General features: G+C 36.4%; 7 protein-coding genes. 2 read left to right on the plus strand and 5 right to left on the minus strand.

Annotated features, from left to right (window positions below):
- Positions 1 to 27 precede the first annotated feature (27 nt).
- The 5 genes from G3A47_RS12460 to G3A47_RS12480 form a co-directional block, all read right to left on the minus strand.
- Entirely contained in the window at positions 28 to 2,142 is a 2,115-nt protein-coding gene (locus G3A47_RS12460) for a glycoside hydrolase family 97 protein (protein WP_166922763.1), read from the minus strand.
- Between the two features lie 26 nt (positions 2,143 to 2,168).
- Positions 2,169 to 4,472: a glycoside hydrolase family 65 protein gene (locus G3A47_RS12465; RefSeq protein WP_166922765.1), complete on the minus strand. Its 2,304-nt coding sequence runs from the start codon at positions 4,470 to 4,472 to the stop codon at positions 2,169 to 2,171.
- 65 nt (positions 4,473 to 4,537) lie between these two features.
- Complete coding sequence (gene pgmB, locus G3A47_RS12470; protein ID WP_166922767.1) at positions 4,538 to 5,197, minus strand: beta-phosphoglucomutase; 660 nt, start codon at positions 5,195 to 5,197, stop codon at positions 4,538 to 4,540.
- Entirely contained in the window at positions 5,190 to 6,707 is a 1,518-nt protein-coding gene (locus tag G3A47_RS12475; protein ID WP_166922769.1) for an MFS transporter, read from the minus strand. Before G3A47_RS12475 ends, pgmB begins: the two co-directional genes overlap by 8 nt.
- A gap of 181 nt (positions 6,708 to 6,888) precedes the next feature.
- Positions 6,889 to 7,920, minus strand: coding sequence for a LacI family DNA-binding transcriptional regulator (locus G3A47_RS12480; protein WP_166922771.1), 1,032 nt, complete (start codon positions 7,918 to 7,920; stop codon positions 6,889 to 6,891).
- 236 nt (positions 7,921 to 8,156) lie between these two features.
- Between G3A47_RS12480 and G3A47_RS12485 the strand changes: the two genes are divergently transcribed.
- Both G3A47_RS12485 and G3A47_RS12490 read left to right on the plus strand, forming a co-directional pair.
- Positions 8,157 to 11,132: a SusC/RagA family TonB-linked outer membrane protein gene (locus G3A47_RS12485; RefSeq protein ID WP_166922774.1), complete on the plus strand. Its 2,976-nt coding sequence runs from the start codon at positions 8,157 to 8,159 to the stop codon at positions 11,130 to 11,132.
- A 36-nt stretch (positions 11,133 to 11,168) separates the two neighbouring features.
- A complete protein-coding gene (locus G3A47_RS12490) occupies positions 11,169 to 12,797 on the plus strand; it encodes a RagB/SusD family nutrient uptake outer membrane protein (RefSeq protein WP_166922776.1) in 1,629 nt (542 codons plus the stop codon).
- Positions 12,798 to 12,803 lie beyond the last annotated feature (6 nt).

The raw sequence follows: 12,803 nt of genomic DNA on the forward strand, positions 1-12,803 counted from the left end.
ACTTACATTTCTTATGTGGTTATTAAATTATTTATTTTCAATAATACTTATCGCATAACCTCCACCCGGTACAGATAACTGTGATAATTTTGATTTATTTGTTACAGCAATTTTCTTGATGGTGTAAGCTTGTGGATTTGTTTTGTAATGCGCGTCTTTTGCATCAGCATAAATCGTAGCGGTATATTTTTTACCTTTTTCAAGGAAGCTGAAATCGATGTTTGATGTACGGGAAGTTTCTCCGTTTACATTTCCAACGAACCAGTTGTTTGTTCCTTTTGCTTTACGGGCAACGGTAATAAAATCTCCCGGTTCTGCTTCAATGTATTTACTTTCAGACCAGTCTATCGCCACATCTTTAATGAACTGGAAGGCATCCGGGAAACGATCATAGTTCTCCGGAGTATCAGCAGCCATTTGCAATGGACTGTACATGGTAACATACAAAGCCAATTGATTTGCGATCGTGCTGTTTACATGAGATTTGTTGTCTGGATTTAGTTTGCTGATATCCATTTCGAAGATTCCTGGTGTGTAATCCATTGGTCCGCCAATTAAACGTGTAAAAGGTAAAACAGTAACGTGATTTGGTTTAGAACCACCAAAAGCCTGGTATTCTGTTCCTCTTGCTGCCTCGTTTCCAATTAAGTTTGGGTAAGTTCTGCAAATTCCGGTCGGACGAACTGCTTCGTGTGCATTGACCATAATTTTGTAATCAGCTGCTTTTTCGATTGCATATTGGTAGTGGTTGATAATCCATTGGTCGTAATGGTTTTCACCGCGAGGCAGGATATCGCCAACATAACCACTTTTTACAGCATCGTAACCATTGTCTTTCATGAATTGGTACGCTTTGTCCATATGGCGCTCGTAGTTACGCACAGAACCTGAAGTTTCATGGTGCATGATAATTTTTACACCTTTTGATTTTGCATATTCATGTAAGCCTTTCACATCAAAATCCGGATAAGGCGTTACAAAGTCAAAAACATAATCTTTAGAATGACCAAACCAGTCTTCCCAGCCTTCATTCCAACCTTCAACCAAAACAGCATCAAAACCGTTTTTAGCAGCAAAATCAATGTATTTTTTTACGTTTGCATTGGTTGCTCCGTGTGTACCGTTTGGTTTTGCTTTTGAAAAATCAGAAACTCCAAGTTGTACTGTCGGGAAATCGTTGGTGTACGACCATGAACTTTTTCCTGTAATCATCTCCCACCAAACTCCGATATATTTTACGGGTTTAATCCATGAAGTATCATCGATTTTTGAAGGATCATTTAAGTTCAATGTCATTTTTGAAGCTAAGATTTCTCTCGCATCATCGCTCACCATTATTGTTCTCCATGGCGAATGACTTGGTGCCTGCATGTATCCTTTATCGCCTTTTGCATCGGGTGTTAACCAAGATTCGAAAATCATGTTTTTATCATCCAGATTCAAATGCATACACGAATAGTTAATCAAAGCCGCTTCGTGTAAATTGATGTAAATACCCTCTTTTGTTTTTAACATCAATGAAGTTTGCACGCCTGTTGGAGAGAAAGATTTTTGCGAAACATTTGCCGTATAGGCTTTTTCAGACAAACCTCTTATCTCAGACAATTTCGATTTGGTATAATCGTATTCCTGCGTATCGTAATCTCCCGGAATCCAAAAAGCAGTGTGATCACCTGCCATTGCAAATTGCGTTCTTTCTTCTTTAATGATAAAGTACGTAAGGTTTTTTTGCGTTGGAAATTCATATCGGAATCCCAAACCGTCATCAAACAAACGGAAACGAATCACGATTTGACGATCTGTTCCTTTCTGATTTAAAGTAACCGCCAATTCGTTATAATGATTTCTAATTTGGTCTACTTCTCCCCAAACCGGTTTCCAGTTTTCGTCAAAAGTACTTGTTTTAGTATCGGCAATTGTAAAATCATTCAGTAACGATTTTTGGTCTCCTTTAAGTTCAAGACCAAGTTTACTTGTTTTTACAACTTCTTTATTTTTATACTTTAAATTATAAGTTGGTGTTCCGTCATTCTGAAGTGAAAATTCCATTACAAATTTTCCTTCAGGTGATTTTAATTGTTGCGCTTCTGCTACCGTGCTTAATGCAAACAGTAGGAAACTTGCAAAAAATAATTTCTTCATGATTTTAAGTTTAAAAATTTTCGACTCTAATTTATTTGTGCCATTTTGCTTATCGTTAGTGGCTTATCATTGACTATGATGGTCAAATCCTGATCGCCATCTACTGTAAATACGGTTTCAACATGATTTACAGCGACTTTCACGATTTGATTTCTAAAGTTTATTTTAAAGGAATAACCGTCCCATTCTTTTGGAATTTTTGGAGAAAAATGAAGTTGATCTTTTACCACACGCATTCCTCCAAAACCTTCTACAATACTCATCCAGGTTCCGGCCATTGATGTAATATGACAACCTTCTTCGACTTCTTTGTTGTAATCGTCCAGATCTAAACGGGAAGTTCTTAAATAAAACGTATAGGCCATATCCATTTTATCCAAAGCAGCTGCCTGAATAGAGTGTACACAAGGCGAAAGTGAACTTTCATGAACCGTAAATGACTCGTAAAATTCAAAATTACGTTTTAATTCTTCTTTAGTGAAGTGATTTTCAAAGAAGTAAAAACACTGCAAGACATCAGCCTGTTTAATATAAGGCGAACGTAAAACACGATCCCAGGACCATTTTTGATTGATCGGTCTTTGCGAACGATCCAGATCTTTTACGGGAACTAATTCCTTGTCTAAAAAGCCATCTTGTTGCAGATAAATCCCTAATTCTTCTGAAACCGGGAAATACATATTGTCGGCTACTTTTTTCCATTCCTGAATTTCGGCAGCGGAAAGCGTTACCTTTTCTAAGATACGTTTGTGATCTGAAGGATATTCAGTCGCTACTTTTTTGATTTGTTCTTCGGCATAATCAATACACCATTTTGCAATATAATTGGTATAGAAATTATTGTTGATGTTGTTTTCGTATTCATTAGGACCAGTAACGCCCAAAATTACATATTGGTTTTTGTCTTTAGAGAAAGAGGCTCTCTGGTGCCAAAAACGGGCAATTCCGATTAAAACTTCCAATCCTTTTTCGGGAATATAAGAGTAGTCTCCGGTGTAACGATGGTAGTTGAAAATAGCAAAAGCTATTGCTCCATTTCTATGAATTTCTTCATGGGTAATCTCCCATTCGTTATGACATTCTTCCCCATTCATCGTAACCATTGGGTATAGAGCCGCGCCATTTTTGAAACCTAAATTATCGGTAGCATTTTCAATCGCTTTGTCTAATTGATTGAAACGATACGTCAATAAATTACGAGCCACCTGCTGATCTTTGGTTGCCATGTAAAACGGAATACAATACGCTTCGGTGTCCCAGTAAGTAGACCCACCGTATTTTTCTCCGGTGAAACCTTTTGGTCCAATGTTTAGTCTGCTGTCCTTTCCTAAATAGGTTTGGTTTAATTGAAAGATATTAAAACGAATTCCCTGTTGCGCTTTTACATCGCCATCGATTGTAATATCTGACATCTCCCAGATTTTGCTCCACGCCTCAATTTGATTTTGGAGTAAGGTAGCATAACCTGAATTTAAAGCTGTTTTGATACATTTTTCGGCAGCCGTTAAGGTATTTTCATGATTTAAAGAAACCGTATAACCACCAATTTTCTGAATAGAGGAGGTTTGTCCTTTTGCGATAATAGTTCCGTACGTATATTGAACTCTGTCTGCAGTTGAATCGATTGTGGAAGGGGAGATTGTTGCATTTTCTCCATTGGCCAAAATCGTATTGTGCATGAAAGTCGTAACTTTAAAATGCGTTTTAAAAGTCTGTGCTGTTACAAAAGCTTCATTTGTACCTTTTTTAACCTCCAATGGTTCCCAGAATTTTTCGTCCCAGTTGGCATCTTCATTAGTTACTCCGGCATCGATATAAGGTTTGTAAACAATTTTTGCGTCTTTGTTTAAAGGCGTAATATCGTATTTGATAATTCCTGCTTCGTCTAAATCTAAAGAAAGAAAACGACGAACGTTTACTGCGATTTCGGTTCCGTTTTTCAGAACTGCTTCAAAAGAACGATTGTACCATCCTTCTTTCATATTGAGTTCTCTGCGAAAGTTTCGTACTTCGGTACATTGGTGTAAGTCCAGATTTTCTTCGTTGATTTCAATATCGATTCCGATCCAGTTTGGCGCATTTAATACTTTGGCAAAATACTTTGGATATCCATTTTTCCACCAGCCCACTTTGGTCTTGTCCGGATAATAAATTCCTGCAATATAACTTCCCTGAAAAGTTTCACCTGAATACGTTTCTTCAAAATTGGCGCGTTGTCCCATAGCACCGTTTCCAATGCTAAAAAGGCTTTCGGAGGATTTTACACGATCTGCGTCAAATCCTTCTTCTATGATGGACCAGTTGTCCGGTTTTATATAATCTTGATTCATTTTACTAATTTGATGATTTGATATGTTGATTTGATGATTTATTCATTAAGAAAGAGTCAATTAGTTTATTGACTAATCAGCTTTTCGATAAAGTCTGTTCCGATTTCGGTGAAATCTTTAAAAACATAGTCGGCTTCGTGTAAAATGGTTTGCTCACCAATTCCAACACTCACCATTTCGCCTGTGTTTGCCGCCTGAATTCCGGCAACAGAATCTTCGAATACAATTGCATTTTTGGGATCAATATGTAATAATTGAGCCGCTTTTAAGAAAACTTCAGGATCGGGTTTAGCATTGGTAACGTCATTTCCGTCTACAATAACTTCGAAGTAAGAGAGGATCCCTGTTTTTTCTAAAATAGGTCTTGCATTTTTACTGGCTGAGCCTAAGGCAATTCCCTGGTTTTTATCTTTTAAAAGTTGTAACGTTTTAAAAACTCCCGGAAGAATCTCACTTTCATCCATATCAACTAAATAAGATAAATAATCTTCATTTTTTTGAATTAACCATTTGTCTTTGTCTTCTTGTGAAGCCTGATCATTTCCTAATTCAAGAATAATATCTAAAGAACGAACGCGACTTACACCTTTAAGCAATTCGTTATGTTCGTGTGTGAAATTTATATTTAATGCCTGAGCAATTTTCTGCCAGGCCAAAAAATGATATTTAGCGGTGTCGACAATTACACCGTCAAGGTCAAATATGAATGCTTTTCTGTTATTCATGAATTTCAATTTTAGTTCTGTTGTTTACCCTTAGCGTTAGCAAGCCGGCAAAAATCATCGATACTCCTCCAATAATTAAGGCGTATATAGGTTCATTATCGAAAAATTGTTTGATTACAAAGCCTAATATGGTAGCAGCCACAATTTGAGGGATTACCACAAAAAAGTTGAAAACGCCCATATAATACCCCATTTTTGCTGCGGGTAAAGCACCGGACAACATGGCGTATGGCATAGATAAAATACTGGCCCAGGCGATTCCGATACCCAGCATTGGCAGTATAAGCAGTTGTTTATCACCTATGAAATAAATTGAAATTAAACCAACACCTCCGGCACATAATGCCAGTAAATGTGTTGCTCTGATTCCTACTTTTTTCGCAATAACCGGCAACAAAAAAGCAACTGCAGCGGCGATTCCGTTATAAACAGTAAACAATACAGAAACCCAATCGGCAGCATCATTGTATACTTTTGAAGTCGTATCTGTTGTGCCAAAAATATGTTGTGTAACGGCTTGTGTGGTATAGATCCACATAGAGAAAAGCGCAAACCAGGAGAAAAACTGCACCCATGCTAATTTTTTCATAGTAGCAGGCATGTTCAGTAAATCGGTCATGATAATAGTAAAACCATTATTGACTTGTGAAGTTCTTAATCGGGAGGCTATTATAAATAAAATACCCATGAAAATCAGTCCGATAAAAAGAATGTAAAGTTCTTTTGCTAAATGATTTTCGAAAATCAGAAAAGAGGTCAACGTACCAATTACGGCCAACAAAATACCTAAAGTAAGCTGTTTTTTAATGTTATGGTCCGATTCGGTTCTGGGATTAATGATTTCTTCTTTGTCTTTTTTGGCTTGCTCTTCAAAAGCATGAAGTTCTTCCGGAGTATATTCTGTTGTTTTGAAAACCGTCCATAAAACAGAAAGTAAAAAAACAATTCCACCAATGTAAAAAGACCATTTTACAGAATCAGGGATAATTCCTTCTGCGGCGGTATTGCTAACGCCAAAAACATTGGTAAAAAGATAAGGCAAAACAGAACCGACAACGGCTCCGGTACCAATAAAGAAACTTTGCATCGCAAAACCTAAAGTGCGTTGTTTTTCGGGTAAATTGTCACCCACAAAGGCACGAAAAGGTTCCATCGAAACATTGATCGAAGCATCCATCATCCATAAAGTTCCGGCAGCAATCCATAAAGTCGGAGAGTTGGGCATAATGAATAAGGCAACAGACGATAGAATCGCACCAATTAAAAAATAGGGACGACGTCTGCCTAATTTTGTCCATGTTCTGTCGCTAAAATAACCAATTACAGGCTGGATTATTAATCCTGAAACAGGAGCAGCAATCCATAAAATCGGAATTTCGTCAATTTTAGCACCAAGGGTTTCAAAAATTCTGGAGGTATTTGCGTTTTGCAGTGCAAAACCAAACTGTATTCCTAAGAAACCGAAACTCATGTTCCAAATTTCCCAGAAACTTAATTTACGCTTTTCCATTATCGTAATTAAAGAATTAATTAGACGATAAGCGCTTTGCTTATCAAAACTTACTTATTATTTTCGAAGTAAAAGTAAAAGCTTTGAGCGGTGGTAAAAGTATTAATTATTTTTAGATATATGCTAATAAAAAAGTCATAAAAATTAATTATGACTTTGGAAAAGGTTGATTTTAAGAAATTTAGTCCGTAGATTCTCTTTTTATAAGATGTGTTTCGATTACTTCGGTGGTGTAGTTTTCCTCTTCTTCTTCGTCATCCTCATGCTCGGCTTCCAGTCTTTCTATAAGCATTTTAGCCGCTTTGTTCCCCATTTTTTCACCACTTTGACTCACGGTCGTAATGCTTGGTGTGGAGTATTTGGATATAATTCCGTCCGTAAAAGCAATTACCGCAATATCTTCGGGAACTTTAAGACCCATTTTGTTGGCCGTTTTGATAATCGTTACGGCAAAAAGTTCATTTACAGCAAAGACAGCATCAAAAGCCCTGTCGTGTAAAAGTTGGCTGATGGTGATTTCGCAAGTATCGACATCTTCAATTTTAATGATTAAATCTTCATTAAAAGGCAGTCCGTTGTCTAATAATGCTTTTTCGTAACCGTCTGTTCTTAGCTTTCCGACACTCACATAATCTACTGTGGTAACCAAAGCGATCTTTTTTCTGCCATTGTCAATCAGGCTCTGAACGGCTTCGTAGGCAGCAGCTTTGTCATCAATAATTACTTTGTCACATAAAATATCGTTGGTAACACGGTCAAACATTACCACCGGCATACCCTGATTGATAACTTCGGTAATGTGGTGAAAATCGCCTTTGTACTGGGTTTCTTTTGAGAGCGACATGATAAAACCGTCGATGCTTCCGTTGGCCAGCATTTCCATATTCAGGACTTCTTTGTCGAAAGAATCATCCGACAAACAGATGACAACACTATAGCCATTTTCGTTGGCTACCTGTTCGATTCCATTGATCACGGTAGAGAAAAAATAATGTACAATTTCCGGAATGATAATGCCGATACTTTTGGTTTTTCGATTTTTTAGACTAAGGGCAATGTTGTTGGGCTTGTAGTTGTAAAACTTGGCAAAAGCCTGCACTTTTGATCGTGTTTCTTCGCCAATTTCAAGGCTGTTTCGCAGTGATTTCGAAACAGTTGAAATAGAGACGTCGAGCTCTTTTGCGATTTGTTTTAGGGTTATTTTGCGTTTCATATAGGGATTTGAGAAAAATCTAATTATTAATAAAGGTATCGAATATTTCTATAATTGATAATTTTTGTTCAAAAAGATTACAAAAAATAGAAAGTTTTCAACACTACCACGTTTTCGTAGCGCTATGAAAATCGTAACTCGTTGAGCATGTTAATTAATTCATAATTTTGAGATTCGAAGTAAAATTAAAAACTTAACTAACAATCAAAAACTCAAAACTAATTTAAACAAAAAGTATGAAAACAATTTATAAAAAGTTGTTATTTTTATTCCTACTGCTGCCTTTTAGTGTGTTGGCTCAAAGCACATTAAATGGTGTTGTGAATGATTTGGCTACAGGACAGCCGATTCCGGGAGTAAACGTAAATGTACAAGGCGCTCCGGGTGGAACTGCAACAGATTTTGATGGTAAATTTCAGTTGTCTAATGTCAAAAACGGAGACAAAATTCTGGTTTCCTTTATTGGATATAAAACGTCAACTGTAGTTTTTAACGGACAAAAAACGTTAACAGTTTCTCTTGAAGAGGATACGAATCAACTTAAGGAAGTTGTAGTACAAGTAGGTTACGGAACTGTTAAGAAAAAGGATGCTACGGGTTCTGTATCACAAATTTCCGCAAAGGAATTTAACAAGGGAATCAACGTAACTCCGGAAAGCTTAATTAGCGGACGTATCTCGGGTGTAAATGTTACCGGAGGTGGAGCACCGGGAGCTAAAGCGGATATCAGAATTCGTGGAGGATCTTCATTAAGTGCTTCAAATGAGCCATTAATCGTATTAGACGGATTGCCTTTAAGTAATGCAGTTCCAAGTGGAGCTACAAGTATCCTGTCTACTATTGATCCTAACGATATTGAATCTTTTACCGTTTTAAAAGATGCTTCTGCAGCTGCAATCTACGGATCCAGAGCAGCAAATGGGGTAATTGTTATTACTACTAAAAAAGGAACAAAAGGGGCTGTAAAAGTTAATTTTAGTTCTCAGATTGGTGTCAATACGGTTGCCAATACAGTTGATGTAATGAACGCAGATCAGTACCGTGAATTGGTAATGACAAAAGGTACTCCGGAGCAACAGGCTCTATTGGGTAATGCCAATACAAACTGGCAGGATGAAATTTTCCATACTGCTTTAACAACAAACAGCAATATATCGGTAAGTGGTGCTTTATTTAATAAATTACCGGTAAGATTATCTGTAGGAAATATTGATAATCCCGGAATTCTAAGAAACACTTCTTTTGAAAGAACTACGACATCGATATCGTTAAATCCGGTATTGTTTGACAATCATTTAAAAATTGATATTAGTGGAAATTTATCGTTTGGTAAAAATCAATTTCAGGATGAGGGGGGAGTAATTGGTAGTGCTATCGGATTTGATCCTACACAATCTGTTTACGAAGCCGGTTCTCGTTATGGAGGTTATTTCGAATGGTTAGACCCTACAGGAAATGTGCCTTTATTACCGGCAAGAAATCCTGTTGCAAGATTGAATCAGGATAACAGACGAGCAACTTCAACAAGAAAATGGGGTAACATCAGATTAGATTATAAATTACATTTCTTTGAAGACTTAAGAGCTGTTGTAGAAGCAGGTATTGATAAGTTTGACAGTAGTGGGTATACTGAAGTAAGTACTCAAAGTATTTTAGGATTTCAGCCAAAACCTTTTACTGATCCGGGTTATATGAATTTTGGAAACTACAGTCACTATACAGAGTCACTTCAAAATAAAAACTTAAATGCTTATTTTAATTATGTTAAAGATTTAGGAAAAATTAAAATTGATGCAACAGCTGGTTATAACTATCAATTGTTTCAAAAAGAAAAGTATTCATCAGGAGAAGTTAGACAGCCAAATCCAAATGCAGATGTTACAACGGATCCGGATGTTAACTTACAATCTTTCTTTGGACGTTTGAATGTAGGGTATGACAGCAGATATTTATTGACTTTAAATTACAGAAGAGATGGAACTTCCCGTTTTTCTGAAGATAACAGATGGGGTAATTTTGGAGGTGCTGCTTTTGCATGGAATTTGTCTGAAGAAGCTTTCTTAAAAGATAACGAAACTGTTTCAAGTTTAAAATTAAGAGTTGGTTATGGTACAACAGGTCAGCAGGATATTTCTGCTCAGTATGATTACTTACAAAGGGTAACTTTGGGAACAATCAATTCGCAGTATATTTTTGGTAATACAATTTATGCAACTGCAAGACCGGAGGGATATAACCAAAATATAAAATGGGAAGAATTAGCGGAGAGTAATATTGGTATTGATTACGGGTTCTTAAATGACAGAATAACCGGAACGATTAACTACTTCGATAAGAAATCAACAGACTTATTGGCTGAGATTGCAGTTCCTGACGGTGCTAATATAAGAAATCAGGGTTTCTTTAATATTGGTAGTGTAAGAACAAAAGGGGTTGAGTTTAGTGTTCAGTCTGACATTGTTAAGAATGATAATTTAACTTGGAACGCAGCTTTTAATTTTACTTATATCGATCAGAAAATTTCTGACTTGGGAATTACAGTTCCTGGTTTTCAGGGGTATCTTATCGGGGATAATATTGCCGGTGGAAACGGAAATAAAATTTTAATTAATACGGTAGGAAATGCTCCAAATTCATTTTTTGTATACCAACAATTGTACGATAGTAATAAAAGACCAATAGCCGGAGCTTATGCTGACAGAAACGGAGATGGAAAAATTGATACCGCAGACCGCTACAGAGCCGGTAAGGCAGCTCCGGATTATACTTTTGGCCTGTTCTCTACTTTAAACTACAAAAAGTTTGATTTTACAATGAACTGGAGAGCAAGTTTAGGAAATCATATTTTTGATAACGTAAGTTCTAATTTAGGGTATTCTGATGCCGGATTAAGAAGACAGAGTGATTTGTCTAACGTAAGTTCAGATTACTATAATACCGGTTTTACTTTTGAAGATAACGGAACAGCACGTTATTTGTCTGATTATTTTGTAAAAGACGCTTCTTTTATCAAATTAGATAACGTTACACTTGGATATACTTTTGATAAAACAATCATTAAAAATGCTTCTTTAAGATTTACAGCAGGCGTTCAGAATGTTTTAATTCTTACCAAATACAATGGTTTAGATCCTGAGAAATTCAACGGTATTGATAATAATGTTTACCCAAGAGCAAGAACTTTCTTATTTGGAGTAAATGCTAATTTCTAATCGTAGACTGAAAATCAAAATTTAAAAACAAACAAAATGAAAATATCATTTAAATATATATCTTATTTTTTCCTATTCGTTTTAGGAATAAGTATGACGTTTACTTCGTGTACGGACGATTTAAACGTGACGCCAAAGGATGATGATGAATTTTTATCTGAGACCTTTTTTCAGAATCCGGCATCTTACAAACAAGTATTAGCAAAATTATACGCAGGTTTGTATGTTGGAGGTAATGATGGTGATGGCGATGCTAATGTTCCGTCTAAAAGTCCGGATATTGCCGGGCTTGGAGGTGATTTTAGCAGTTACTTAAGATTACTTTTTGTAACACAGGAGTTCCCAACAGATGAGGCAATTATTGCCTGGGCTGATGGTACTTTACCAACATTGAATTCTCAAACCTGGTCTCCGGCCAATGAGTTTTTAGAAGGAACATTCTCAAGAGCATTTTATCATATTAGTGTTGCCAATGAATTTTTGAGACAAACTACAGATGATAAATTAACGGCAAGAGGAGTAGACGCCGCATTGAAAGCTGATATTGCTAAATTTAGAGCAGAAGCCCGTTTCTTAAGAGCTTTTTCTTATTATAACTTAATGGATTTGTTTGGTAATGTGCCAATTACTACAGAAAACGATCAAGTTGGATTCTTTTATCCGGTACAAAAATCAAGAGCAGAAGTTTTTGCTTTTGTGGAGTCTGAATTAAAAGATTTAGACAATAGTTTAGTGGCTTCTAAACAAAATGAGTATGGAAGAGTTGATAAAGCTGCTGCCAAGTTTTTACTGGCGCAAATTTATCTGAATGCTAAAGTATATACAGGTACAGCCAGAAATAATGAAGCAGCAACATTATGCAGTGAAATCATTAATAGCTCAGGATATACTTTTGCAAATGTTCCTTATCGTTATTTATTTTCTGCAGATAATAACAGAAACGGGGCTCAAACTGAATTTATTTTTCCAATTGTTAGCGATGGTAATGCTATTAGAGCAACTGGTGGAGGAATGAGTTTTATTATGCATGCTTCTATTGGAGGCAGTATGATTCCGGCTTCCAGAGGAATGGACGGTGGATGGCAGGGAATCAGAACCCGTAGGGAGTTTGTTAATCTTTTTGCTGACGAAACTGCAACTGCCGATAACAGAGGTACATTTTACACAGATGGACAATCAAAAGACATTAATAATGTTGGGACTTTTACAGATGGTTATGCTGTAACAAAATATATTAATAAAAATGCTGATGGTTCTGCGGCACAAAGAAATGATATTCCGGATATAGATTTTCCAATGTTCCGATTGACGGATGCTTATTTAATGTATGCTGAAGCGACTCTTAGAGGAGCTACTACCGGAAATATTACTACTGCTTTAGGTTATATTAACCAAATTAGAACCAGAGCAAATGCACCAACAATTTCTGCTCAGGAGTTAACGCTGGATTTTATTTTGGATGAAAGAGGGAGAGAGTTGTTTTGGGAATGTCACAGAAGAACTGATTTGATTCGTTTTGGAAAATTTAGTGGTGGATCAAAAATCTGGCAATGGAAAGGTGGAACTCTAAATGGTCAATCTACAGAATCATACAGAGACTTAATGCCGATTCCTGCAAGAAACATTCAGGCAAATCCAACATTAAAACAAAATCCGGGATACTAACATCTT

It is taken from the genome of Flavobacterium poyangense, from assembly GCF_011751075.1.
GTDB lineage: Bacteria > Bacteroidota > Bacteroidia > Flavobacteriales > Flavobacteriaceae > Flavobacterium > Flavobacterium poyangense.

Excerpts from the sequence above, each read along its gene's own strand:
- G3A47_RS12475 (WP_166922769.1), bottom strand. The coding sequence starts at position 6,707 with ATGGAAAAGCGTAAATTAAGTTTCTGGGAAATTTGGAACATGAGTTTC.
- G3A47_RS12490 (WP_166922776.1), top strand. The coding sequence starts at position 11,169 with ATGAAAATATCATTTAAATATATATCTTATTTTTTCCTATTCGTTTTA.
- G3A47_RS12485 (WP_166922774.1), top strand. The coding sequence starts at position 8,157 with ATGAAAACAATTTATAAAAAGTTGTTATTTTTATTCCTACTGCTGCCT.
- pgmB (WP_166922767.1), bottom strand. The coding sequence starts at position 5,197 with ATGAATAACAGAAAAGCATTCATATTTGACCTTGACGGTGTAATTGTC.
- G3A47_RS12460 (WP_166922763.1), bottom strand. The coding sequence starts at position 2,142 with ATGAAGAAATTATTTTTTGCAAGTTTCCTACTGTTTGCATTAAGCACG.
- G3A47_RS12465 (WP_166922765.1), bottom strand. The coding sequence starts at position 4,472 with ATGAATCAAGATTATATAAAACCGGACAACTGGTCCATCATAGAAGAA.
- G3A47_RS12480 (WP_166922771.1), bottom strand. The coding sequence starts at position 7,920 with ATGAAACGCAAAATAACCCTAAAACAAATCGCAAAAGAGCTCGACGTC.